At 71.9% G+C, this 24480-nt stretch carries 24 protein-coding genes; 10 read left to right on the top strand and 14 right to left on the bottom strand.

What is annotated here, in order from left to right; all coding sequences use genetic code 11:
* Positions 1 to 64: 64 nt before the first annotated feature.
* A complete protein-coding gene (locus ME121_RS02340) occupies positions 65 to 1033 on the top strand; it encodes a hypothetical protein (RefSeq protein WP_012317144.1) in 969 nt (322 codons plus the stop codon).
* 4 nt (positions 1034 to 1037) lie between these two features.
* Here the strand turns inward: ME121_RS02340 and ME121_RS02335 are convergent, their stop codons facing one another.
* The 3 genes from ME121_RS02335 to ME121_RS02325 form a co-directional block, all read right to left on the bottom strand.
* Positions 1038 to 2657: a gamma-glutamyltransferase family protein gene (locus ME121_RS02335; RefSeq protein WP_059408263.1), complete on the bottom strand. Its 1620-nt coding sequence runs from the start codon at positions 2655 to 2657 to the stop codon at positions 1038 to 1040.
* A 158-nt stretch (positions 2658 to 2815) separates the two neighbouring features.
* The gene (locus ME121_RS02330; RefSeq protein WP_012317146.1) at positions 2816 to 3238 is read right to left on the bottom strand and encodes a hypothetical protein; all 423 of its coding nucleotides are present in this window, start codon (positions 3236 to 3238) and stop codon (positions 2816 to 2818) included.
* 136 nt (positions 3239 to 3374) lie between these two features.
* Entirely contained in the window at positions 3375 to 4118 is a 744-nt protein-coding gene (locus ME121_RS02325; protein ID WP_245337809.1) for a hypothetical protein, read from the bottom strand.
* Between the two features lie 423 nt (positions 4119 to 4541).
* Between ME121_RS02325 and ME121_RS02320 the strand changes: the two genes are divergently transcribed.
* Positions 4542 to 5579: an aspartate-semialdehyde dehydrogenase gene (locus ME121_RS02320; RefSeq protein ID WP_024827863.1), complete on the top strand. Its 1038-nt coding sequence runs from the start codon at positions 4542 to 4544 to the stop codon at positions 5577 to 5579.
* Positions 5580 to 6006: 427 nt separating this feature from the next.
* On the opposite strand, the gene ME121_RS02315 is transcribed toward ME121_RS02320, so the two are convergent.
* From ME121_RS02315 to ME121_RS02305, 3 genes are all read right to left on the bottom strand, one after another.
* On the bottom strand, positions 6007 to 6285 hold the full coding sequence (locus ME121_RS02315) for a DUF2312 domain-containing protein (protein WP_026604676.1): 279 nt from the start codon (positions 6283 to 6285) through the stop codon (positions 6007 to 6009).
* Between the two features lie 116 nt (positions 6286 to 6401).
* Positions 6402 to 6710, bottom strand: a complete 309-nt coding sequence (locus tag ME121_RS02310) for a DUF1244 domain-containing protein (protein ID WP_024827862.1) — start codon at positions 6708 to 6710, stop codon at positions 6402 to 6404.
* Positions 6711 to 6772: 62 nt separating this feature from the next.
* Complete coding sequence (locus ME121_RS02305) at positions 6773 to 7537, bottom strand: N-formylglutamate amidohydrolase (protein ID WP_012317151.1); 765 nt, start codon at positions 7535 to 7537, stop codon at positions 6773 to 6775.
* Positions 7538 to 7727: 190 nt separating this feature from the next.
* Here ME121_RS02305 and ME121_RS02300 point away from each other — a divergent pair, with 190 nt between their 5' ends.
* The 3 genes from ME121_RS02300 (at position 7728) to pyk (ending at position 11071) form a co-directional block, all read left to right on the top strand.
* A complete protein-coding gene (locus tag ME121_RS02300; protein WP_059408261.1) occupies positions 7728 to 9047 on the top strand; it encodes a glycerate kinase type-2 family protein in 1320 nt (439 codons plus the stop codon).
* Positions 9013 to 9495 carry a DUF1036 domain-containing protein gene (locus tag ME121_RS02295; protein ID WP_012317153.1) on the top strand — a complete coding sequence of 161 codons (483 nt, stop codon included), beginning with the start codon at positions 9013 to 9015 and terminating at the stop codon, positions 9493 to 9495. Before ME121_RS02300 ends, ME121_RS02295 begins: the two co-directional genes overlap by 35 nt.
* A gap of 139 nt (positions 9496 to 9634) precedes the next feature.
* On the top strand, positions 9635 to 11071 hold the full coding sequence (pyk, locus tag ME121_RS02290; RefSeq protein WP_012317154.1) for a pyruvate kinase: 1437 nt from the start codon (positions 9635 to 9637) through the stop codon (positions 11069 to 11071).
* A gap of 36 nt (positions 11072 to 11107) precedes the next feature.
* On the opposite strand, the gene ME121_RS02285 is transcribed toward pyk, so the two are convergent.
* From ME121_RS02285 to ubiG, 6 genes are all read right to left on the bottom strand, one after another.
* Entirely contained in the window at positions 11108 to 12124 is a 1017-nt protein-coding gene (locus ME121_RS02285) for an alpha/beta fold hydrolase (RefSeq protein WP_012317155.1), read from the bottom strand.
* Entirely contained in the window at positions 12121 to 12732 is a 612-nt protein-coding gene (locus ME121_RS02280) for a tetratricopeptide repeat protein (RefSeq protein ID WP_012317156.1), read from the bottom strand. The genes ME121_RS02285 and ME121_RS02280 overlap by 4 nt, the downstream gene beginning before the upstream one ends.
* A gap of 138 nt (positions 12733 to 12870) precedes the next feature.
* Positions 12871 to 12996, bottom strand: a complete 126-nt coding sequence (gene ykgO, locus ME121_RS02275) for a type B 50S ribosomal protein L36 (RefSeq protein ID WP_003601867.1) — start codon at positions 12994 to 12996, stop codon at positions 12871 to 12873.
* Between the two features lie 177 nt (positions 12997 to 13173).
* Complete coding sequence (locus tag ME121_RS02270) at positions 13174 to 13794, bottom strand: PAS domain-containing protein (RefSeq protein WP_059408260.1); 621 nt, start codon at positions 13792 to 13794, stop codon at positions 13174 to 13176.
* A 134-nt stretch (positions 13795 to 13928) separates the two neighbouring features.
* Positions 13929 to 14501 (bottom strand): YbhB/YbcL family Raf kinase inhibitor-like protein, encoded by a 573-nt coding sequence (locus ME121_RS02265; protein ID WP_020091503.1) that lies wholly within the window; start codon positions 14499 to 14501, stop codon positions 13929 to 13931.
* 46 nt (positions 14502 to 14547) lie between these two features.
* On the bottom strand, positions 14548 to 15309 hold the full coding sequence (gene ubiG / locus ME121_RS02260; protein ID WP_020091504.1) for a bifunctional 2-polyprenyl-6-hydroxyphenol methylase/3-demethylubiquinol 3-O-methyltransferase UbiG: 762 nt from the start codon (positions 15307 to 15309) through the stop codon (positions 14548 to 14550).
* A 225-nt stretch (positions 15310 to 15534) separates the two neighbouring features.
* Here ubiG and ME121_RS02255 point away from each other — a divergent pair, with 225 nt between their 5' ends.
* The 5 genes from ME121_RS02255 to ME121_RS02235 all read left to right on the top strand — a co-directional run bounded on the left by ME121_RS02255 (position 15535) and on the right by ME121_RS02235 (position 22906).
* A complete protein-coding gene (locus ME121_RS02255; RefSeq protein ID WP_043072921.1) occupies positions 15535 to 16770 on the top strand; it encodes an aspartate kinase in 1236 nt (411 codons plus the stop codon).
* A 187-nt stretch (positions 16771 to 16957) separates the two neighbouring features.
* A complete protein-coding gene (gene ptsP, locus ME121_RS02250) occupies positions 16958 to 19219 on the top strand; it encodes a phosphoenolpyruvate--protein phosphotransferase (protein ID WP_012317161.1) in 2262 nt (753 codons plus the stop codon).
* Between the two features lie 220 nt (positions 19220 to 19439).
* A complete protein-coding gene (prfA, locus tag ME121_RS02245; protein ID WP_012317162.1) occupies positions 19440 to 20525 on the top strand; it encodes a peptide chain release factor 1 in 1086 nt (361 codons plus the stop codon).
* 8 nt (positions 20526 to 20533) lie between these two features.
* Positions 20534 to 21433: a peptide chain release factor N(5)-glutamine methyltransferase gene (gene prmC / locus ME121_RS02240; RefSeq protein ID WP_059408259.1), complete on the top strand. Its 900-nt coding sequence runs from the start codon at positions 20534 to 20536 to the stop codon at positions 21431 to 21433.
* A 420-nt stretch (positions 21434 to 21853) separates the two neighbouring features.
* Entirely contained in the window at positions 21854 to 22906 is a 1053-nt protein-coding gene (locus ME121_RS02235) for a DUF4167 domain-containing protein (RefSeq protein ID WP_029359052.1), read from the top strand.
* Positions 22907 to 22975: 69 nt separating this feature from the next.
* Here the strand turns inward: ME121_RS02235 and ME121_RS02230 are convergent, their stop codons facing one another.
* On the bottom strand, positions 22976 to 23737 hold the full coding sequence (locus tag ME121_RS02230) for a hypothetical protein (protein ID WP_053620451.1): 762 nt from the start codon (positions 23735 to 23737) through the stop codon (positions 22976 to 22978).
* 11 nt (positions 23738 to 23748) lie between these two features.
* Complete coding sequence (locus tag ME121_RS02225) at positions 23749 to 24474, bottom strand: RlmE family RNA methyltransferase (protein WP_012317166.1); 726 nt, start codon at positions 24472 to 24474, stop codon at positions 23749 to 23751.
* Positions 24475 to 24480 lie beyond the last annotated feature (6 nt).

Genomic DNA, 24480 nt, shown 5'->3' with positions numbered 1-24480 from the left:
GCCCGGCAGACCCATCGGGTGCGGACTAACCCAAAGTTGGGTCCACCAGGAGAACCGGTTTTCGATGCGGATGCGCAACCTGACGCTGCGTCTCGGACGGGTTCTGTGCGCAGCCGCGCTCGCGGCCAGCCTCGGCTCGGCCGCCCGGGCCGGCGATCCCGTCTATCCCGCGGGCTCGCGCTTCGGCTTCGACCCGCCCGCCGACATGTCGCTGTCGCGGCGCTTCTCGGGCTTCGAGCGGAAGGAGGGCGGCGCGACCGTGTCGGTCGTCGAACTGCCCGCGAACGCCTTCGCGGAGCTCGTCAGCGGCTTCACCGACGCCAACCTCCTCAGCCAGGGCTTCGCGGTCGAGAAGCGCGAGGAGGTCAAGATCGGCGACAACGAGGGCATGCTCTACACCGGTGAGCAGCCCGCCGATCCCGGCTCGTCCGCGCCGGCGATCCGGAAGTGGATCCTCGTCGTCGGCACGCCGACCGTGACCGGGCTGATCATCGCCCAGGCACTGCCCGACGCCGAGACCGAGGCCTCGATGCGCAAGATGGTGACCGGCGTCACGCTCCGGCCGGCCCTCTCGCTGACCCAGCAGGTCGACGCGCTGCCTTTCCGCATCGCCGACATGGCGGGCTTCCGGCCGGTGCGAGTGATGGCCGGCAACTCGGTCCTCCTCACCAGCGGGCCCAAGGACCAGATGCAGAATCTGGAGCAGCCGATCCTGGTCTTGGCGCAGGCGGTGCAGCAGCCGCCCGGGGCCGAGCAGCGCGACGGCTTCGCCCGCGCCGCCCTGGCGTCCAATCAGACCCTCAAGGACTTCGTCATCGAGCGGGCGCAGAGCTACCGCTCGAACGGTGTCGACTGGCACGAGATCGTGGCCCGCGCCCTCGACCAGCCGACCAATCAGCCGGTGGTGGTGATGCAGACCATCCGGTTCGCACCGGACGGCTACATCCGCGCCCTCGGCGTCGTGCGGCAGGATCAGCGCGACGGCGTCCTCGCCAAGTTCCGGCAAGTGGTGGACAGCGTGCAGGTCAAGTAGCGCGTCACCAGACGACGGCCTGCCCGTCGCGGCGCGGGTCGCTCGCGGCCACGTAGCCCTCGACGGCGGGATCGCCCATCCGCCAGATGAACTGGCCGGCGCCGAAATCCTGGTAGCTGTCCTCGATCACCTCGAGTTGGTGGCCGAGGGCCTTCAGGCGCTCTAGCGTCGCGCCCGGCATCGCCGCCTCGACGTTGATGTCGAGGCCCTCGTTCACCCGCCAGCGCGGCGCGTCGCAGGCCGCCTGCGGGTTCTGGCCGTGGTCGATCATCCGCACCAGCGTCTGGACGTGCCCCTGCGGCTGCATGTTGCCGCCCATCACGCCGAAGCTCATCACCGGCGCACCGTCCTTCGTGAGGAAGCCTGGGATGATGGTGTGGAACGGCCGCTTGCCGGGCGCCACCACGTTCGGGCTCTCCGCATCGAGCACGAAGCCGTAGCCGCGGTTCTGCAGGGAGATGCCCCAGCCCGGGACGACGACGCCCGAGCCGAAGCCCATGAAGTTCGACTGGATGAAGCTCACCATCATGCCGGACTCGTCGGCGGCGGTGAGGTAGATCGTGCCGCCCGCGGGCGGCTTGCCCGGCCCGAAGACCTGGGCGCGATTCCGGTCGATCAGCTTGGCGCGCTCCGCGAGGTAGGCGGGGTCGAGCATGGCCTCCGGCGTCACCTCCATCCCGCGCGGGTCGGCGACGTACCGGTAGGTGTCGCTGAAGGCGAGCTTCATCGCCTCGATCTGCAGGTGCTGCGACTCCGGCCCGTCGACCGGCAGGCCGCCGAGGTCGAACTGCTCCAGGAGGCCCAGCGCGATCTGCGCCGCGATGCCCTGGCCGTTCGGCGGGATCTCGTGCAGCGTGTAGCCGTGGTAATCCTTCGCGGTCGGCGTGACCCATTCGGGGCGGAACGCCGCGAGGTCGGCGGCGGTCATCGCGCCGTTGTTGGCCCGCGCGTGCGCGGCGATCGCCTCGGCGATCTCGCCCCGGTAGAAGGCCTCGCCCTTGGTCTCGCCGATCAGCCGCAGGGTCTTCTCGGCGCCGGGAAAGGTCACCAGCTCGCCGACATCCGGTGCCCGGCCCCGCGGCAGGAAGAACTCCGAGAAGCCCGGCTGGCGGGTGATCGCCTCGATCCGGGCCGCGGCCGCCCATTTCTGCTGGACCACGACCGGGGCGAGGTAGCCGCGCTCGGCGATGCGGATCGCGGGCTGCATCAGGTCGGCGAAGGGGAGCCGGCCGAAGCGCTCGCTCAGCGCCGCCCAGGCGGCGACCGCGCCCGGCACGGTGACCGAGTCCCAGCCGCGCATCGGCGGCCGCTCGGCGGCGCCGTACTTATTCAGGAAGTAGTCCCGGCTCCAGGCGGCCGGAGCCCCGCCCGAAGCGTTGAGGCCGTGCAACGCCTTCCCGTCCCACAGGATGCAGAAGGCATCGGAGCCGAGACCGTTGCTGCACGGCTCGGTGACGGTCTTGGCGGCCGCCGTGGCGATCGCCGCGTCGACGGCGTTGCCGCCGGCCTGGAGCATCTGAATGCCGGCCTGCGCTGCCAGCGCGTGCGAGGTCGCCACGCAGTTGCGCCCGAACATCGGCATCCGCAGCGACGGATACCCGGTCACCCAGTCGAACGGCTTCATCGCTCAGTTCCCGGCCTCGGCAGCCCACGCGCTCCCGCGGCACTTGGCATACAGGATATCCAGCCCCGGTGAAGGCGTGGGCCGGCATGGCCCGCCAACGAAAAACGCGGGCCCGAGGACCCGCGCTTCGCGAACGTTATGTTGTCTGGTCGGGCCGCTCAGTAGGGGCGGCCGTAGAGCGGCGAGGTCGGATCCAGCCGGTCGACGAAGGAGAGGTCGACGTTGCGGATCGCCGAGGAGCGGGCGCCGATGAACGGTCCGTTGGTGATCGGGTCCGGAAGGATGCCGCGGCCGAAGCGGTCGGTCGGGCCGTAGGGCGGGGTCAGCTGGTTCGACGCCGCGATCAGGTAGGGGTTCAGGGCCGGGTTACGCGAGCCGCCGGCGCCAGGAACGTTCGAGGTCAGCGGCACGTTGCCGGCGTCGAGCCAGCTGCGCGGACGCACGCGGATCGGCAGGGGCCGGCTGACCCGGTAGATCGGGCCGGTGATGTAGCCATCCTGAGCCTGGGCGGGCGCGGAGGCCAGAGCGCCGAGGCCGGTGGCGGCGACGACGCCGAGAAGGGCGATCTTGAGCGAGCGCATGGCCAACCTTGTCCTTGAGTGCCATCAGTATGGCGACCGAAGCTTAACAGTTCGCCGCCTTTGACGATAAGACGCTTGGGCGAGGCTGTTGTTCCGCCCTTATGGCTGAGCTTGTGCGTTTTGCCACACTCCGGCCTCATTTTTTATTTTGCGGCCGCCGGATTAGCGATCCGGCCCTCCCGGGCGGCTCTGTCCCGGACGATGCCGGGCACGCGCCCGCCGGATCGGGCGCGACCGAGAAGGCCGCCGTCGTGGCGGCATCGGCGAGGTCGACGAGGCTCAGCGCGTCGAGCATGCAGCCGAGGGCCTGCGGCTCCGGCGGGCGCGCGAGGGGCGCGCAGAGCCATCCGTCGAGCTGGAACGCCGTGTCGCGGGTGACGAAGCCGGTGCAGGTCCGCTGCGCGGGGCCCGCGAAGGTCACCTCCAGGGTCTCGACCGCACCGAACTTGGTGCGGATCTGGTCGCGGGCGCCGGTCCGGGCCACGGCCAGGGCCGGCCGGTCGAGGGCCGGACCGCTCGCGGCGCGCCGGGCCATGAGGACGAAGAGCGTCGGCGGTGCGCCGGACCGAGGCCCGCGAGTGAGCTGGACCCGCAGTGCCGGCGCCTCGATCGCCGCGACGTCGCCGCGGATCAGGGTGTCCTCGCGCAGCCCGGTCCGCGGATCGACGCGGGCGGACACACGCACCGGATCGAGCCCCGGCTCCGCGAGGCCGAACTGGGCGACCGAGGCCGCGGGCGGCGCCGGCAAGGCCTGCACGGAGGGGACGAAGGCGGTCTCCGCGGCGACCGGCGCGGCGGGCGCGACCCCCGGGGTCTCAGCGGTCCAGCGGGGGAGGGCCCACAGCAGCGCGATCGCCGCGGATGCCAGGACGATGCGCACGCCCAGAGAGCCCGGAGAGCCCGGGGTGTCCGGCCCGCGCGTGGCCCGGCCGCCCGGCACGCCGAGCCCGATCCGATCGACGAGGTGCGCTGTTCCGGTCAGGGGCGTGCTCCGTGGCGGCGGGAGGCCGCGGGGATGGGCGGTCAGGGTCGCGCCGAAGGATTGAATTCCCTCTCCCGGCTGGAGGCCGTCACCGGGTTTCCGGAGGCAGGGTGAATCGAGTGTTGCGCTGTCGGCGGCCTTGACAGCGCGCGCCCTTGCGCGCCTTGCTCGACCCGGCCGTCGCCCCCACCTCTGCGGAGGACGGGGTCTGCGGCCGCGCCCGTTTGGCGGGCGCATCCGGCACGAACGATCCTTCGGCCGATTGTACTGGCACAGGCGCGGCACCCGGATCGGTCGGGGTTTTCCGCGCGGAGACGAGAGATGGGTTACAAGGTCGCCGTCGTCGGCGCCACGGGCAACGTGGGCCGCGAGATGCTCGATATCCTGGCCGAGCGGGCGTTCCCCGCCGACGAGGTCGTGGCGCTGGCCTCGCGCCGCAGCCAGGGTCAGGAAGTCTCCTACGGCGACAAGACGCTCAAGGTCAAAACGCTGGACACGTACGACTTCTCCGACACCGACATCTGCCTGATGTCGGCCGGCGGCGAGGCGTCGAAGGAGTGGTCGCCCCGCATCGGCCAGCAGGGCTGCGTGGTCATCGATAACTCGTCGGCGTTCCGCTACGACGCCGACGTGCCGCTGATCGTGCCCGAGGTGAACGCCGACGCGGTCGTGGGCTTCACCAAGCGCAACATCATCGCCAACCCGAACTGCTCGACCGCGCAGCTGGTCGTCGCGCTCAAGCCCCTCCACGAGGCGGCCACGATCAAGCGCGTCGTCGTGTCGACCTACCAGTCGGTCTCCGGCGCCGGCAAGGAGGCGATGGACGAGCTCTTCAACCAGACCCGCGCCGTGTTCACCGCCGGCGAGATCAAGCAGGGCGGCAAGTTCACCAAGCGCATTGCCTTCAACGTCATCCCCCACATCGACGTGTTCATGGAGGATGGCTACACGAAGGAAGAGTGGAAGATGGTCGCCGAGACCAAAAAGATGCTCGACCCGAAGATCAAGCTGACGGCGACCGCCGTCCGCGTTCCGGTCTTCATCGGTCACGCGGAATCGGTGAACATCGAGTTCGAGCAGCCGCTCTCGGCCGAGAAGGCTACCGAGATCCTGCGCGCCGCCCCCGGCGTGCTGGTGATCGATAAGCGCGAGAACGGCGGCTACATGACCCCCCACGAGGCGGCTGGCGAGGATGCGACCTACATCTCGCGCATCCGCGAGGACGCGACGGTGGAGAACGGCCTGAACTTCTGGTGCGTCTCGGACAACCTCCGCAAGGGCGCGGCCCTCAACGCGGTGCAGATCGCCGAGGTGCTGGTCAACCGCAAGCTGCTGAACCGGGCCAAGCGCGCGGCCTGAGACCGGTCCCTCTCCCGGCGGGAGGGGGATCCTTCGGACGGATCCTCGGGACACGATCCTTGGGATCCGTCACGCGTCTGTCAGTGTCGGGGCTCATGCCGTGGATCGGGTGACGCGCGCTTCCGTCCGCGACGTGAATGCGCGGTGTGCTCGACCAGCAGTCTGCACGGCAGCCCCTCGAGCGTCGCGACCTAGCCGATCATCGACGACCCGAGGCGGGGCGGGGCGCGGTTCACCGACACCCACTCGCTGTCCCCGGCCGTCACCGCGTCGGACACCATCGCGCCGGTGAGCGGCCGGATGGTGGTCGAGGCCGGCCACGTCGGGACACGATCGACATTGCCGTGCAGGTTCCGGCTACCGCTGCGGTGCGGTCCTGTCGGAAGCGGGGCTGCAGATCGGGTGGCCGCTTCGCCGCCCGGTCCGGCTACGCCATGCCGAGGGCCTGCATGTAGAGCTCGAGGATCGCCTCCTGCTCCTGGCGCTCGCTGTGGTCCTGCTTGCGGATGCGCAGGATCGTGCGGACCGCCTTCGCGTCGAAGCCCCGGCCCTTGAGCTCGGCGAACACCTCCTTGATGTCGCCCATGATGCCGGCCTTCTCCTCCTCGAGACGCTCCAGGCGCTCGATGAACTGCTTCAGCTCGTCCGCGGCCACGCCCTCGGCCGACGAGACGTCGCCGCCGGGCCGCTGCGCGGCAGTGGGCATCGAATGGGCGTTCATGGGGCTCTCCCGAATGCACGGCGCGGTTGCGCCCTGGACCCGTGGTTAACGGGCCGGCCTTACCGGAAGCTTAGCCGATTCGCCGCGACGCGGGCGCAGCCTCAGTGGTCCTTGGGCTGCGCGGCCGCGAAGCCGGCCTGCTGCTCCGGACTCGCCTCTGTCTGGAAGCGCGCCTTCCACTCGGCGTAGGGCATCCCGTAGACCGCCTCGCGGCTCTCGTCCTTGGTCAGGGCCACGCCCGCGCCGTCGGCGGCGTCCTTGAGCCAGTTCGACAGGCAGTTCCGGCAGAAGCCCGCCAGATTCATCAGGTCGATGTTCTGCACGTCCGGCCGCTCGCGCAGATGCGCGACGAGGCGGCGGAATACCGCGGCCTCAAGTTCCGTCTGGGTCCGGGGATCGATCTCGCTCATTCGTCGCAACTCTCTTCGGGTCTGGCGGGCCGCTCCCGATTTCGGGACCGGCCGGCCGGAGATCAAGCCGCGAGCAGCGGGCGCAGGATGCGGGCGAAGCGCGCGGCCCACTCGGCCTGACCGTCGGCGCCGGCGATCAGGTCCTGCCGGATCTCGACGAGGGCGTTCGCGAGGCCGCGGGCGGTGGCGTGGCGGTCGATCGTGTCGCCCGGCAGGCCGCCGCCGTAGGGCTGGTTGTCGCCGACGGTGAGCCCGGCCGGATCGGCCTCCAGCGCGCGGATGAGCGGGCGGGCGAAGCGCTCGTCCCGGTCGTACAGGATGCCGACCTGCCAGGGCCGCGCGATCCCGCGCCAGTAGGGCGTGAAGCTGTGCATGGTCAGGAGCACCGGCGGCCGGCCGGCTGACTGGGCGGCGGCGATCGCGTCGTCGATGGCCGCGTCGAACGGCGCGTAGAAGCGGGCGATCCGGGCCTGCTTCCCGGCCTCGTCGATCCGGGCGTTGCCCGGCACGACGGCACCGTCGGACAGGCGCATCACCAGGGTCGGATCGGCGCGCCCGCGGTTCGGGTCGATGATGAGGCGGGAGAAGTTCGTCAGGATCGCCGGGGCGCCGAGCTGCGCCGCGAGGCTGCGCGTTACCGCCGCCGCGCCGATGTCGTAGGCGATGTGCCGGGCATATTCCGACGCGGGCACGCCGAGCGCGATGTCCGGCGGGACGAAGTTCGAGGCGTGATCGCAGGCGATGACGAGGCCGCAGGCGGGATCGCCGGGAATGATCTCGCAGGGATGCGCGGGCGCGACGGCCGTTTCTGTCTCCGGACGGGTCACGGGGCTCCGAGGTCTTGCGAGAGGTCTTCAGATCTGTGCGAGGGCGCCGATGGCGCTTGCCGTCGCGCGGCCGCTCGGGCAGATCACCTATCAAGGATCGTGCGCTCACGGCAAGAAACGGGCCCGCCGCCCTGGGAAGAAACGGGCGGGGATCGCGCGACACAATGGAGAGAGGAGCCCGTTCAACGCCATGACCGAGACCGTTCCGCCCGTCGCCGACGCGGCCACCCGGGACCAGCGCGCGCTTCTCGATTCGATCCTCACGGCCGCGATCCGCGCCGCCCACCCGGATCTCTGCCTGCCGCCGCACCTGCCGGAGCCGAGCCCGGGCCGTCTGATCATCCTGGCCGCCGGCAAGGCCGCCGGCAGCATGAGCGCCGTAGCGAGCCGCTTCTACCGCCAGAAGCACGGCCTCGGGGATGACCGGATCGTCGGCCTCGCGGTGGCGCGCCACGGCTACGGACAGGACGCGCCGGGCATCCACATGGTCGAGGCGGGCCACCCGGTCCCCGACGAGGCCGGCATCTCGGCGACCCGGGAGGCGCTGCGGCTCGCCACCGAGGCCGGCCCGGACGACGAGGTGCTGGTGCTGCTCTCGGGCGGCGGCTCGGCCAACTGGATCGCCCCGGCCGGCGACCTGACCCTCGTGGAGAAGCAGGCGATCACCCGGGCGATGCTCCGTTCCGGCGCGCCGATCGGCGAGATCAACACGGTGCGCAAGCACATCTCGCGGATCAAGGGCGGCCGCCTGGCGCTCGCGGCCCGCAACGCCCGGCGCGTCCTCACCCTGGCGATCTCCGACGTGCCCTTCGACGATCCGGCGGTGATCGCCTCCGGGCCGACCGTGCCCGATCCGTCGACCCTGGCCGATGCCCGGGCCATCTGCGAGAAGCGCGGCATTCCGCTGCCCGAGGAGGCGGTGCGCCTCCTGAACGACCCCAACAACGAGACGCCGAAGGCCGGCGATCCCGCCTTCGCCCGCGCCGAGTACCGCATCATCGCCCGGCCGATCGACGCCCTGAACGCCGCCGCCGAGGCGGCCCGCGCGGCCGGCTACGAGCCGATCCTGCTGGGCGCCGACCTGGAGGGCGAGGCCCGCGAGGTCGCGGCCGAGCACGCGGCCGAGGCCAAGCGCCACAAGGCGGCCGGCAAGCGCGTCGCGCTGATCTCCGGCGGCGAGCTCACCGTCACCATCCGCGGCGAGGGCCATGGCGGCCCGAACCAGGAATACGCCCTGGCGCTGGCGGTGGCGCTCGACGGCGAACCCGGCATCTTCGGCATCAGCGCCGACACCGACGGGACCGACGGCGGGCGGGGCCTCGCCACCGACCCGGCGGGCGGCCTCGTCGACCCCTCGACCCTCGAACGGGCCAGGGCCGCCGGCCTCGACCCGGCCGCGATGCTGGAGCAGAACGACTCCACCGCCTTCTTCGCGGCCCTCGGCGACCTCGTGAACCCCGGTCCGACCTGCACCAATGTCAACGACTGCCGCATCATCCTCGTCAACTAGGTCTCGCGTCTCGGCGGCTCAGCTCCTCCCGGCAGTCACGGTCCTCGGCCTCGCGCTCCTCGGCGCGAGTCCCGCCCGGGCGGACCTGCGCCTATGCAACCAGACCGCCAGCAAGGTCGGGATCTCGCTGGGTTACCGCGACCCGCAGGGGTGGGTGACGGAGGGCTGGTGGGATCTGGCGCCGAAAGCCTGCGAGACGCTGCTCAAGGGCGCGTTGGCGGCGCGGTTCTACTACGTCTTCGCGGTCGACTACACGCGCGGCGGCGAGTGGAGCGGCCGTTCGCTGATGTGCACCCGCGATTCGGAGTTCACGATTCGCGGGATCGAGGATTGTCTCGCCCGCGGCTACGACCGGAACGGCTTCTTCGAAGTCGACACCGGCGAGCAGAAGAGCTGGACCATCCAGCTCACGGATCCGAACCGGGCAGACGCGCCGGCGAAACCGTAATGTGACGACGGCGGCCGTGATTGCGGCCTTGACGCTGTCCGGCTGGGGATGCTCACAGCCGATCGGCGCTCCCTGAGCCAGATCTTCTAACCGCCGGCGCTCGACGCTGCGCGGCAACGAGAACACGGAGGAAATACGCTTGAAACGGTCACGCCGCACGAAGATCGTCGCCACCCTCGGTCCGGCCTCCGATTCGCCGGAGATGATCGAACGGCTGTTCCGCGCGGGCGTCGACGTATTCCGGCTCAACATGAGCCACCTGCCGCGCGAGAAGCTGCCCGAGAAGGTCGAGGCGATCCGCACCATCGAGCGCGAGGCGAAGCGGCCGATCGGCATTCTGGTCGACCTGCAGGGGCCGAAGCTGCGGCTCGGCACCTTCGCGGAGGGCGCCGCGATGATCGAGGCCGGGGGCACCTTCGTGCTCGACGGCGACCCGACGCCCGGCGACGCCGCACGCTGCCACCTGCCGCATCCCGAGATCCTGGAGGCGCTGGAGCCGGGCCACGCCATCCTGGTCGACGATGGCAAGCTGCGGCTGACCGTGCTCGAGACGGCGCACAATCGCGCCGTGACCCGCGTCGAGGTCGGTGGCCGGATCTCGAACCGGAAGGGCGTGTCCCTGCCGCACACCGTGATCCCGGTGCCGGCGATGACCGACAAGGACCGGGCCGACCTCGATGCCGGTCTGAACGCCGGTGCCGACTGGATCGCCGTGTCGTTCGTCCAGCGCCCCGAGGACGTGGCCGAGGTGAAGAAGGTCTGCGCCGGCCGCGCCCTGGTGATGGCCAAGATCGAGAAGCCGCAGGCGCTGGCGCGCCTCGACGAGATCATCGAGATCTCCGACGGGCTGATGGTCGCCCGCGGTGACCTCGGTGTCGAGATGCCCCTGGAGCAGGTGCCGGGCGTGCAGAAGCGCATCACCCGCGGCGCCCGGCGCTACGGCAAGCCGGTGGTCGTGGCGACCCAGATGCTCGAGTCGATGATCACCGCGCCTGTGCCGACCCGCGCCGAGGTCTCCGACGTCGCCACAGCGGTCTACGAGGGGGCGGACGCCGTGATGCTCTCCGCGGAGAGCGCCTCGGGCGCCCACCCGATCGGGGCCGTGGAGACCATGAACCGCATCGCCGAGCAGGTGGAGCGGGACGCGATCTACTGGTCGATCATCCGGGCGCAGAGCGCGACCCCGGACGAGACGGCGGCCGACGCCATCGCGGCGGCGGCGCACCAGATGGTCGACGCGCTGAGCCTCGACGCGATCATGGCCTGGACCAATTCCGGTTCCACGGCCCTGCGCCTGTCGCGCGAGCGCCCGAACGCCACCGTGATCGCCCTCACGCCCCGGCGCGAGACGGCGCGGCGCCTCGCCCTGGCCTGGGGCACGCACCCGATCGTCACCAAGGACGCCAGCGACGTGGACGACATGTCGTTCCGGGCCGCCAAGTTCGCCGTGCGCGAGAAGTTCGCCGCCGTGGGGGACCGGGTGATCGTGGTGGCCGGCCTGCCGTTCGGCACGCCGGGCGCCACCAACCTTGTGCGTCTGACCTTCATCACTCGCGAGCATGCCGAGAAGGCCTGATGGCACCGGGATACGAGAGCGGGACCGGCCGGCGTGTCAGTGCGCGACGGCCGGCTCCGGGCCGGCCGCGCCCGTCGCGCCGGCCAGCCGGGCCACCTCCTCGGTGACCCGATCGGCGGCGACGTACTGGAGCATGTGGCCGATGCCCGGCAGCAGTACCAGCCGCGCGCCGGGGATCGCGCGGGCCAGCGGCACCGCCTGCGTGTCGGCGCGGACGATCGGGTCCGCCTCGCCGGATATCACCACGGTGGGCACGCGGATCGCGCCGTAGCGCGGGCTCTGCGCCGCGAGGGCAAGCGGCAAACCGAGCAGGTCCTGGACGTTGGCGAGCAGCGTTGCGGGCCGCAGGACCAGGTCCGACCGCGCCAGGTCTGGGTAATCCGCACGCGGCGGTTGCGGCTGGAAGACCCGGCGCGCCGCCTCGGGCAGGAAGTGCTGCGCGATGGGCGGCCCGACCGTCCGGCTGAGCAGCCACGCCACCGGCGGGGTCACGGCGAGCCGCCAGTACCAGGGCAGATCGGGCATCCGGTCCGGCATGGGCATCGCCACCGGCGCCGCGAGGGCGAGGGCCGACACCCGGTCCGGGTGATCCAGCGCGAGGGCGAGGGCCAGGGCGCCGGCCCAGGAATGGCCGAAGACGAGCGCCGGGCCGACACCCATCCGTTCCAGCGCCTCCGCGATCAGTCCGGCCTGCGACGCGGGGGGCGCGGCGGCGTCGCCACCGATCCGCTCGCTCCAGCCGAAGCCCGGCCGGTCGAAAGCGATGACCCGGAAACCCCGCGCCGCGAGCCGGTGGCCGATCCCCTCCATCGGATCCGACGCGTTGGCCGAGGCGCCGTGCAGGAGCACGACGGGCGGTCCGTCGGCCGGCCCGTCCTGCAGGGTCGCGAGCCGGCCGCCGGTGACCGCCACGAACGGGCCTGCCGGCGGGTGGGCGGCGCCGACCCGCAGGGTGATGGCCAGCGTTGCCAGCGCGCCGGCCGCGAGCACGAGCCCGGCGAGGGCGAAGGGCAGGGCCAGGAGGGTGAGGAGGACGGCGGTCACCCGGCTCACAGGTCGCGGCCGTCGACCTCCGGAGTGAGGCGGTTGATCGCCTCGCCGATCTTCTCCATCTGCGGGTAGAGCGCCCGCGCCCGCCGGAAGGCGGCCAGCGCCCGCGCCTTGTCGTCGAGCGATTCGTAGATCCGGCCCATCGCGGCCCAGGCCTCGAAGTGGCGCGGCTCCAGCACCAGGGCCCGCTGAAGATCCGCCAGGGCGTCGTCCTTGTCGGACAGGAGCCAGAACACTGTCGCGCGCCGGTTCCAGCCCTCCGACCAGTTCGGCTCGAGGGCGGTGACGCGGTCCATCAGCTCGGCCGCCAGCGGGAAGTCGTGGGCGGTGACCGCCTGCCGGGCGCGGTCGGTGAGGAGGTCGGCGGTCGGGCTGCCCGACCCGGCCATGCGCCGCTCGATCAGCCGGGCGATGCCCTTGGCCTCGGCCGGGTCCTCGCTGGCGCGCAGGCGGGCGAACAGGTCGTCGAGGCTCGGCGGCTTGGGGGCCGGCTTCCCCTCGGGAGCGGTGCGGCCGGGACGCCCGGTCTCCGGAGCCGCTCGCGCCGCCGGGATGTCCAGGGCGAGGCCCGACAGGCAGACCAGGGCGGCGAGGAGGCGGGTCGGCGTCATGCGGCCAGACTGTGCGCCGGCCCGGGATCCGTCAACGTGCCGCGGTGCCGCGCGCATGCGGAAACGGCCGCGCCCCTTCGGGTACGGCCGTCCCAACGTCGATCGTCGTCCGACCCGGCCTGACCGGGCGGAGCGGCCTCAGCCCTGGCGGGCCTTGAAGCGCTTCTGGGTCTTGTTGATCACGTAGACCCGGCCCTTGCGGCGCACGAGCTGGTTGTCGCGGTGGCGGCCACGCAGGGACTTGAGGGAGTTGCGGATCTTCATGGGTCTCTCGAGCCCGGAGGGCCGTCCGTTGTGTAGGGTGTCGGGAACGTGGTCACGAGGCTGGACGCGGCGTCGCGTCCGGCGATCACGGCTCACGCATCGCGGGATGGCGCGGCCATATCAGGATTCGCCCCCGGAAGGCAAGGCGCGACGGGCATCGAGCGGAGGCGGGGCGGCTCAGTGAACCCTGTCGAGATCCGGCACGGCCGGCGCGAGCACGAGCTGCCGGCCGATCTCGTGTAGCAGCACGTCGAGCAGCGGCTTCAGGCGCTCGAACCCCGGCCGGGGCAGGCCGTCCTCGGCGGCGTTGTAGAGGGCCAGGGCCATCTCGGCCACGCGGTCGATGCCGCCGGCCGCCACGTCGGTCGCGCAGAAGGCGGATTCGTCGAGGAAACCGTCGCGGCCGCACTCGGTCACGTCGATGACGATCCCGTGGGCCTCGCTGACGCCGCCCTCCGGGTCCAGGATGAAGCGGCCGCGCGCGAGGATCCACCGGACCTCGCCCGGCTCCGGAACCGTCCGGTACTGCGCGATGTATAGGCCGCCCTGCCGGCGGAGGTCGTCGAGGATCGACGCGATCCGCCGCTGATCCTCCGGGTGGATGCGGTCGAGGAAGGCCCCGAAAGTCGTCCCGCTGCCGCTCTTCGTTCGGGGCAGGCCCAGCATCGTCGCCGCGACGGGGTCGCACCGGAGAACATCGTCGGCGATGTGCCAGGTCCAAGTCCCGACATCCGACACAGCGAGCGCGCGCGCCACACTGCTGCCGCCCCGCCGCTTCGTGCGCACGCCGACGCCCACAGGCCCGACCTCCAGCCATTTTTCAGGCGGTCTGCCCAGACCGCTTCGTTGGTCGACACAATACTGAGATCACGAATGCGGCACAACGCGCGAGTTCTGCAGGGCTGAGCTGTATCGCATCGGTATCGGCCGGATCAGGGACGATGGTAAACGCCGGTCAATATCCCCTTCGCGAGGACCTGACCGCGCATGGCCTCGATCAGCGCGCCGCGGCCCGGCGCCTCGGCAAGGGCGAGGGGCTGCCGCAGCGCGTAGATCTGGAAGAGGTATGGGTGCGGCCCGTGGCCGGTGGGCGGGTCCGGCGGCAGCCATTCCGCGCGCAGGAAGCTGTTCCGGCCCACGGCCTCCACGGTGCCCGCGTGGCCGGGACCCGGCAGCGCACCCTCCAACAGGCCGGCGGGTTCCGGCGGGACCGACCAGGCTATGAGATGGACCAGCGGCCGGGGCGTCGGGCTGCCCGCATCCTCCACGAGGAGGACGAGGGCGGCGGTGCCCGCCGGCAGCCCGCTCCAGGCGAGGGGCGGCGACACGCCCGCGCCGTCGGCCGTGAAGCGGGCGGGCAAGTCCGCCCCGTCGGCGAAGGCCGGGCTCGACAGCGTCACGGTCTCGGGCACGTCGGGGAAGTCAGCGCGGGACGTCGTCTTGTCCAGGCCCGCCTTCAGCCCCGACAGCGCCTCGCCGAGCACACCGGGAATCTTCTCGAGCATCGCCGCGTCCTCCGCCGCGATGGCAACGGCGGCGGACGCGACCGGTTCACGCCGACCGCTCGGCCGCGACCATGTAGTTCACCGCCTTGTCGCGGCCGGTGCGCCACCCGTCCGTCAGCGGGTTGTAGACGACGCCGACCGTGTCGGTGACGTCGAGGCCGCCGGCCCGGATCGCGCGGGCGAGCTCGTCCGGCGTCACGAACTTCTCCCAGTCGTGCGTGCCGCGCGGCAGCCAGCCGAGCACGTACTCGGCGCCGACGATGGCGAGCGCGAAGGAGCGCAGCGTCCGGTTGAGGGTGGCCCCGAACAGCATGCCGCCGGGCTTCACCGCCGCGCAGGCGGTCCGCACGAAGGCCGGCATGTCGGAGACGTGCTCGACGACCTCCATGATCAGCACCGCGTCGAAGCTCTCGCCGCCGGCGACCACCGCCTCGATGGTCTGCCCGCGGTAATCCACCGGCACCCCGGCCGCCTCGGCATGGGTTCGGGCGACCGCGACGTTCTGCTCGGCCGGGTCGAGCCCGGTCACCCGGGCGCCGAGACGGGCCAGCGGCTCCGAGAGAACGCCGCCGCCGCAGCCGACGTCGCAGATCGTCAGCCCGTCGAGCGGGAAGGGGGCTTTCGGGTCGCGACCGAAGCGCCGGCAGAGGGCGTCGCGGATGTAGGCGAGCCGCACCGGGTTGAACCGGTGCAGGACGCGCATCGGGCCGGTCTCGTCCCACCACGTGGCGGCGAGCGCGTCGAAGCGCGCAACCTCGGCGCGGTCGACGAAGCCTTCCGTGACCCGGTCCGTGGCTGACCTGTCCATCGTGTTCCGTCCTCATGCCGGCGGCCGGGATCCGCCGCGCGGTTTCGTGGCTGCGTCGTGCCCGCGCTCTAGCACGGCGATCGCCCGGAAGTCGCCGCGGCGCGCGGGCGCCATGCTTGGCCGGTTGTTGACACTCCCCCGGGCCGCTTGTACCCGCCGGGCACCGTCCGGACGGGGCTGCAGCGGCCCGTTCAGTCGCCACCGGGAACCCGCGACCGAGAGACCATGCCCCGTCTGGTGATGAAATTCGGCGGCACCTCCGTCGCCAACGTCGACCGTATCCGCAACGTGGCGCGCCACGTCGCCCGCGAGGTCGCGGCCGGCTACGACGTCGCCGTGATCGTCTCGGCCATGTCGGGCAAGACCAACGAGCTGGTCGACTGGGTCAAGGACGCGAACCCGCTCTACGATCCGCGCGAGTACGACGCCGTCGTGGCGTCCGGCGAGCTCGTCACCGCCGGCCTCCTGGCGATCGCCCTGCAGAAGGACGGGATCAAGGCCCGCTCCTGGCAGGGCTGGCAGATCCCGGTCGTGACGTCGGACGCGCACGGCTCGGCCCGCATCGCCGAGATCGACCCGAGCAACCTCGAGGCGGGCTTCGCCAAGGGGGAGGTCGCGGTCATCGCCGGCTTCCAGGGCGTCCACGACGAGACCGGCCGGGTGACGACGCTGGGCCGCGGCGGCTCCGACACCTCCGCGGTGGCCGTGGCGGCCGCGATCGGGGCCGAGCGCTGCGACATCTACACGGACGTGGACGGCGTCTACACCACCGACCCGCGCATCGTGCCGAAGGCCCGCCGCATGGAGCGGGTGACCTTCGAGGAGATGCTGGAGATGGCCTCGCTCGGCGCCAAGGTGCTGCAGGTCCGCTCGGTGGAGCTCGCCATGGTCCACCGGGTGCCGACCACGGTCCGGTCCTCCTTCGATCCGCCGGACGCCGCGCGTCCGGGTACCCTCATCTGCGACGAGGACGACATCGTGGAACAGCAGATCATCACCGGGATCGCCTTCTCCCGGGACGAGGCGCAGATCACCCTGCGCAAGGTCAAGGACAGCCCGGGCGTCGCGGCCGCGATCTTCGGGCCGCTGGCCGACGCCAACATCAACGTCGACATGATCATCCAGACCGTGTCGGGTGACCAGTCGACCACCGACATGACCTTCACGGTTCCGTCCGCCGAGTACGAGCGTGCCCGGAAGATCCTCGACGAGGCCCGTGCGCAGATCGGCTACGCGCAGATCGAGGGTGCCACCGACGTGGTGAAGGTGTCGGCGATCGGCGTCGGGATGCGCAGCCACGCGGGTGTCGCCGCGAAGGCGTTCCGGGCGCTCGCCGAGAAGGGTATCAACATCCGCGCGATCACCACCTCGGAGATCAAGTTCTCCGTGCTGATCGACGCCGCCTATACGGAGCTTGCCGTGCGCACGCTTCACTCGCTATACGGCCTGGATCAGGCCTGAGCCTGGGACGCGGGTTCGAGCGGGGCGCGTGGTGTGAACTGAACAGTCACGGGCCGATCCGCCGATCCCAGAACGCCTCTGGGATCAGCGGTCCGGTCCATCCGGCGCCGGCCCGTCCCGGGTTTGGCGCCAAGGTTGCAGGGTGGTCGACGCCAAGGCCACTCACCGACGCTGGAACGACGAACCGATGCCCGCTGCGCCCGGAGGCCCGCGCCTGCTGCTGCGCCGCCTCCGCGAAGCGATGGCGGAGCCGGTCAGCCCCCAGGCGCGCCTCGACCGCATCGTCGTCCTGATCGCCGCCAACGTGGTGGCCGAGGTCTGCTCGGTCTACGTGCTGCGCGACGACAACACGCTCGAGCTGTTCGCCACGGAAGGTCTGAACCGCGAGGCGGTGCACCAGACCCGCATGCGCACCGACGAGGGCCTCGTCGGCCTCATCGCGCGCACGGCGGAGCCGCTCTCCCTCTCGGACGCCCAGAACCACCCGGCCTTCTCGTACCGGCCTGAGACGGGCGAGGAGGCCTACCACGCCTTCCTGGGCGTGCCGCTGCTGCGCGCCGGCAACACGCTCGGCGTCCTGACGGTCCAGAACAAGACCTACCGCGTCTACTCCGAGGAAGAGATCGAGGCGCTCCAGACCACCGCGATGGTGCTCTCGGAGATGATCGCCTCGGGCGAGCTGGAGGGCTTGGCGCCGGACGCCGGCACCGCGGCCCGGCGCCCGGTCCTGGCCCGGGGCATCGCCCTCGCGGACGGGATCGGCCTGGGCTACGTGGTGCTCCACGAGCCCCGCGTCGTGGTGAAGACGCTGATCGCCGAGAACGTCGAGCGCGAGGTCGCCCGCCTCGACGCGGCGATCGAGGAGGTCCGCTCAGCGATCGACGCGCTGGTGGAGCGCGGCGACCGGATCGGCACCGCCGAATCCCGTGAGGTCCTCGAGACCGTCCGGATGTTCGCCCACGACAAGGGCTGGCTCCGCCGGATGCGCGAGGCCGTAGGCTCCGGCCTGACCGCGGAGGCCGCGGTCGAGCGGGTCCAATCGGACAACCGCGCCCGCATGATGCGGCAGTCGGATCCCTACCTGCGCGAGCGGCTGCACGATCTCGACGACCTCGCCAACCGCGTCCTGCGCACCCTGATCGGTCCCGAGGCGGCCGGCGCCCTGGTCCTGCCCGAGAACGCCATCCTGGTGGCGCGCACCATGGGGCCGGCGGCGCTCCTCGACTACGAGGCGTCGACCCTGCGCGGCATCGTCCTCGAGGAGGGCGGTCCGACGAGCCACGTGGCGATCGTCGCCCGGGCGCTCGGTATCCCGGCGGTGGGCGAGGTGGAGAACGCCGCCGCCCTGTGCGACGCGGGCGACGCCATCATCGTCGACGGCGTGGCCGGCGAGATCCATGTCCGGCCCGGCCCCGAGGTCGAGGCCGCCTACGCCGAGATGGTGCGCCTGCGCGCCCGCCGGCAGGAGCAGTACCGCGCGCTGCGCGACGTCCCGGCCCAGACCCGCGACGGCGTGCGGGTCGGCCTGCACCTCAACGCCGGCCTGCTGGTCGATTTCAGCCACCTGCAGGAGACCGGGGCCGAGGGAGTCGGGCTGTTCCGCACCGAACTGCAGTTCATGGTGGCGCAGCGCATGCCGTCGGCGGCCGAGCAGGAGGAGCTGTACCGCAAGGTCTTCGCGGCCTCGGCGGGCAAGTCCGTCACGGTCCGCACCCTCGACATCGGGGGCGACAAGATCCTGCCCTACATGGCCAAGCTCGAGGAGGAGAACCCGGCACTCGGCTGGCGGGCCATCCGCATCGGCCTCGACCGGCCGGCGCTGCTGCGCATGCAGTTGCGCGCGCTCCTCAAGGCCGCCGACGGCGACCCGCTCAAGATCATGTTCCCGATGGTCGCCACGGTGGACGAGTTCGTGCGCGCCCGCGGCATCGTCGAGCGCGAGAAGGCCTACCTGCGACGCCACGGCTACCGGCTCCCGACCGATTGCCGCCTCGGCGCGATGATCGAGGTGCCCTCGCTCCTGTTCCAGATCGACGAGATCGCCAAGGAGGCCGATTTCCTCTCGGTCGGGTCGAACGACCTGATGCAGTTCCTGTTCGCGGTGGACCGCGAGAACCGGCGAGTCGCCGACCGGTTCGATCCGCTGAGTGTCGCGGCGCTGCGCGCGTTCCGGCTGATCGCCGAGCGGGCCAACGCGGCCTCCTGCCCGGTGACGGTCTGCGGCGAGATCGGCGGCCGGCCCCTCGACGCCATGGCGCTGATCGGCCTCGGCTACCGCCAGCTGTCGATGTCGCCGGCCGCGATCGGTCCCGTCAAGGCGATGGTGCTGAGCCTCGACGCGGCCGCCGTCGCCGAGCTCATCGACGCCGAGATGGCGCGGATGCACGACGGCGACTCCCTGCGCCCGGCGCTCACGGCCTTCGCGCACGCGCACGGCATCCCTATCTAAGCGCGAACGCGACCCTTGCCGAACATTCGGCCGGGGTTGTACGGCAACGCCACGACGATTTCGGTCGACGCGCCGCGGCTTCCGCTCTCGGACGGACGAGGCGTGGATTTGGGGGACGTCCTACCGGGTCCTACACCCTCGAAGCCACGCGTCTCCGTCCCCGGGACGAGACCCGCGCCCGGCCCGGAACGGCGCGCGCAGACCTGCAGAAACACGGGCGATGATCCCCTTTCCCACCGAGCGCCTCGACGCCATCCTGGCGCGGCACGACATCGTTACCGCGCAGCTCGCCTCCGGCGAGATCGATCCCGAGACGGTGGTCCAGCTCTCCCGCGAGCTGTCCGACCTCGACCCGGTCGTGGCGGCGATCCGCGCCTACCGCGCCGCGCTGGAGAACCTCGCGGGCGTCGAGGCCCTGATCGACGAGCCCGGCACGGATCCGGAGATGCGCGCGCTCGCCGCCGAGGAGAAGCCGGAGGCGCTGGCGGCGCTCGAGACCGCCCACCGGGCCCTTCAGCTCCTGCTCCTGCCCAAGGACGCCGCCGACGAGAAGAGCGCGATCCTGGAAGTCCGCGCCGGCACCGGCGGCGACGAGGCCGCCCTCTTCGCCGGCGACCTGTTCCGGATGTACGCGAAATACGCCGAGTCGAAGGGCTGGCGGGTCGAGGTGATCTCCGAGAGCGAGGGCACCGTCGGCGGCTTCCGCGAGGTGGTGGCCGAGGTGAAGGGACGTGGCGTCTTCGCCCGCCTCAAGTTCGAGAGCGGTGCTCACCGGGTGCAGAGGGTGCCCGACACCGAGACGCAGGGCCGGATCCACACCTCGGCCGCCACCGTGGCGGTGCTGCCCGAGGCCGAGGAGGTCGACATCCACGTCAACGACGCCGACCTGAAGATCGACACGATGCGGGCCCAGGGCGCGGGCGGCCAGCACGTCAACAAGACGGAATCGGCGATCCGCATCACCCACCTGCCGACCGGCATCGTCGTCTTCGTCCAGGAGGAGCGGTCGCAGCACAAGAACCGGGCCCGCGCCATGGCGCTCCTGCGGGCGCGGCTCTACGAGGCCGAGCGCAACGCCAAGGATTCGGCGCGCGCGGCCGACCGCAAGGCGCAGGTCGGCTCCGGCGACCGCAGCGAGCGGATCCGGACCTACAACTTTCCGCAGGGTCGCGTGACCGATCACCGGATCAACCTGACCCTCTACAAGCTCGAGGAGGTGATGGCCGGGACCGCCCTCGACGAGGTGGTGGACGCCCTCATCACCGAGCACCAGGCTGAGCTCCTGGCCGCCGAGGGCATGGCCTGATCCGCGCCGTGACGCCGGACGCGCTCCAAGACCTGTCGCGCCGCGAGGCGCTCCGCGCGCTGACGGCGCGTTTGCACGCCGGCGGCGTTGCCGAAGCCGCGGGCGACGCCCGGTTCCTCCTGCTCGGCATCCTGGGCCTGGAGACCCGAGACCTGCTGATTGAGGGGGGCCGGCGCCTGGGCCCAGCGGACGCCGCGTCCCTCGCGGCGGCGCTGGCCCGGCGGCTCGCCGGCGAGCCGGTCGCCCGCATCCTGGGCGCCTGGGAGTTCTGGGGCCTGCCGTTCCGGCTGGGGCCCGACACGCTCGTGCCACGCCCGGACACCGAGATCCTGGTCGAGGTCGCGCTGGCGGCGCGGCCCGACCGCGCCGCGCCGCTCCGCTGCCTGGACCTGGGGACCGGGACGGGCTGCATCCTGACGGCCCTCCTGTCCGAGCGACCGCGCGCCACCGGCGTCGGGCTCGATCGTTCCGAGGGCGCCCTGCGCGTTGCCTGGGACAACGCCGTCACGAACGGCGTCGGCGACCGGGCGCGCTTCGTGGCCGGTGACTGGTGCGACGCCCTGCGGGGGCGCTTCGACCTCGTGGTCTCGAACCCGCCCTACATCGCCCGCGCCGTCATCGGGACCCTGGAGCGCGAGGTCCGCGGGCACGACCCGGCCGCCGCCCTCGACGGCGGTGCCGACGGCCTCGAGGCATACCGGCGGATCCTGGGCGGCGCGGGGGCGTGTCTCGCCCTGGGCGGCCTGCTCGTGCTCGAGATCGGCTACGATCAGGCGGCGGCCGTGACGGATCTGGCGCGCGCCGCAGGCTACCGCGCCCGCGGACTGACCCGCGACCTCGCCGGTCACGACCGGGTGCTGAGTTTCGATCGGCCGGAGGGTCTTTTTTCCGGCCACAGGGATGCCTAAGTCTGGGTCAACCATCCCGGCACCGAAAAATTGCTTGTTGCATCAACCGGGGAACGCTAGAGTCGGCTTGAAGATCGCGAACCGTCCGTTAAGACGGACGGCTGTAAGGTCGGTGGTGACCGTGGGTCGCCGGCTGGTTCGCTGATCCCCCTAGACCGTCGAACCAGAACGCGCCGGTGCCAGCGCGGCGGGACGACACATTCGAACCTGACAATCGACTGAGGATCGGCGGCTTTCACCGGGCGCCTGGTTCGAGGGATGGTCAGGCAGACGCGCGGACCGAAGAGCGGTCCCACGCGCGGCGCCGCCGGATGCGCTTGGCCGGACTGCGCCACGAGATCCGCCCGGGCGCCTCCGTAGACAGTCGTTTGCGTGAACGAGGGTCATTACAGACCGATGAGACCAAACCAGAATCGACGGATGCGCGGCCGGAATCGGCCGAAGGGTCCGAATCCGCTGACGCGCTCCTACGAATCCAACGGTCCCGACGTCAAAATCCGCGGCACCGCGCAGCACATCGCCGACAAGTACGCGCAGCTCGCGCGGGATGCTCTGGCGGCCGGCGACCCGGTGGCGGCCGAGAACTACTTTCAGCACGGCGAGCACTACTTCCGTATTGTCTCTGGCGCTCAGGACCAGAACCGCCCGGCCAACACCGGCGGCTATGCCAGTCGTCCGTACGACGATGACATGGACGAGGGTGACGACGACGCCCAGGGCAATGGCGGATCCCAGAACGGTCACGCCTATAACGGCTACGACGACAACGACCCCGGCCAGCAGCCGCAGCCCTACGAGAGCCGCCCCGACGGGAATCAGGACGGTCGCCAGGGCCGTGACCGGTTCCAGAACCGCGACCAGCGCCGGTTCGACAACAACGGTCGTCAGGACTACCGGCGCCAGGACCAGCCGCGTCAGGATTATCAGCGCCAGGACTACCAGCGGCAGGATTATCGCCAGGAGAACCGGCAGGATCGTCAGGACCGCCAGGATTACGGCCGTCCGGATTACCGCCAGGAGCGGCACGAGGGTCGGCCGGATCGCCAGGACCGTCCGGACAATCGGCAGGATGGCCGCCAGGACGCGCGTCAGGACAACCGTCAGGACAATCGCGGCGACCAGGGCCGCTACGAGAACGGGCGCGGCGATGCCCCGCGCGCCGAGGGCCGGCAGGAGACCCGTCCCGAGGCTCGCCCGGAGCGGGCCCCCCGTGCCGAGGCCGCGCCGCGCCGCGAGCGCCGCCGCGAGGCCGCGCCCGCGGCGGAGGCCGAGGAGCCCACAGGCCTGCCGGCCTTCCTGATGGCCCCCGCGCGCCCCGCGCCCGCGGTCGAGCCGTCGAGCGCTCCCGAGCCCGAGGCGGCGGCCGACGAGGCTCCGGCCGCCAAGCCCCGCCGCCGTCGGCGCCCGCGCTTCGAGAGCGCCGCGGACGAGGGCGGCGCGACCACGCCGGCGGCGGACGTGCCGACCGAGTGATCCGACATCCCGGATGAGACTGAAACGAGGCCGTTCCGGGAAACCGGGGCGGCCTTCTTCGTTCGCGGCTCAGCGCGCGGACCGCCGCGCGGCCTTCCAGTCCGGGTAGGCGTGCATGCGGTGGATCAGGCGGCGACGCCGGCCGATCTCGCCGAACGGCGCAATCTCCCAGTCCCAGGCTTCCGGCGCGGGCGGCAGCGCGATCCCGAACAGCAGGTCGGCGCTGTCGACGGTCCGGCCCGCCCGGTCTTCCTCGCGCTGCACCGTGTCGGTGATCAGGCAGACTCGCTCGGCGCGCCCGGCGAGCGCGTCGAGCGCCGCCAAGTGAGTCTCGACGAGGTGCGCGCCGAGCCGCGGGGGCGCCTCGCGGCCCCGGGTCTCGTGGGCCTCGATCGGGAGGAGCGGGATCTGCGACAGCAGATTCGCCGAGACGATCAGGTCGGCCTCCGCGCAGAGCTCGGCCCAGGCCCCGGCGAGACCGGCGCTGATCTCCGCGGTCACCAGCGCGACGTTCGGATATCGGCGGGCGGCGAGGCGCGCCGGCCAGGGATGGACGGCGTCCACGAGGCTGACCCGGTCGAACAGGCGGGCGAGGGCGTCGAGCGGCACGTCGTCGAGCAGGCCCGAGCCCAGCACCACCGCGTGCCGGCGCTGCCGGGTCGCTCCGGCCGCCGCCGCGATCACGGACCGCGCCCGCGCGAGGTGTGGCGCCCAGGCCGCCCGGCAGCGGCGCGAGCGGGCGTGGAGCAGGCCGCTCTGGCGGACATAGCCGAGCCGGCGCAGGGGAAGCGGCGCCGGGTTGAGGGCGGACAGGGCCCAGGCGAGGAGCATCGCCGGGCGGCTCAGCCCTCGTCGACGGACGCCGCCCGGCCCGGCGCGCCCCGGTAGCCGGTCGCCAGGACGTAGAGCTCGCTCGAATCGGCCCGGCTCGCGGCCGGCTTGACGTGCCGGACCGTGGCGAAGTCGCGCTTCAGGTCGGTGAGCAGCGCGCCCTCGGTGCCGCCCTGGAGCACCTTGGCGAGGTAGGCGCCTCCGGGGCCCAGGATCTCGCGGGCGAACTCCGCCGCCGTCTCGGCGAGGCCGATGATCCGCAGGTGGTCGGTCTTCTTGTGACCGGTGGCGTTGGCGGCCATGTCGGACATGACGAGGTCGGCGGGGCCGCCGAGCATCCCGGTCAGACGGTCAGGCGCCTCGGGGTCGAGGAAGTCGAGGGTGATGAACTCGACCCCGGCCATCGGCTCGATCTCCAGGAGATCGATGCCCACGACGCGGCCCGTCGGCCCGACCACCCGCGCGGCCACCTGCGACCAGCCCCCCGGCGCGGCGCCGAGATCGACGATCTTCTGGCCGGGGCGCAGGAGCTTGTAGCGCTCGTCGATCTCCAGGAGCTTGTAGGCCGCCCGGGACCGGTAGCCCTCGCGCTTGGCGCGGGCCACGTAGGGATCGTTGAGCTGGCGCTCGAGCCAGCGCTTCTGGGACAGGGTCCGTCCGCGGCCGGTCTTCACCCGCTGCTTCAGTTCGCCCCGGACACCGCCGCCGGAACTCGCGCCGCCGCGCCGGTCGCTCATCGCGCC

The sequence above is a fragment of the Methylobacterium sp. ME121 genome (genome assembly GCF_000974725.1).
GTDB lineage: Bacteria > Pseudomonadota > Alphaproteobacteria > Rhizobiales > Beijerinckiaceae > Methylobacterium > Methylobacterium radiotolerans.
The sequence above is the reverse complement of the archived record's forward strand: the minus strand, read 5'-3'. Positions and strand labels throughout refer to the sequence as shown.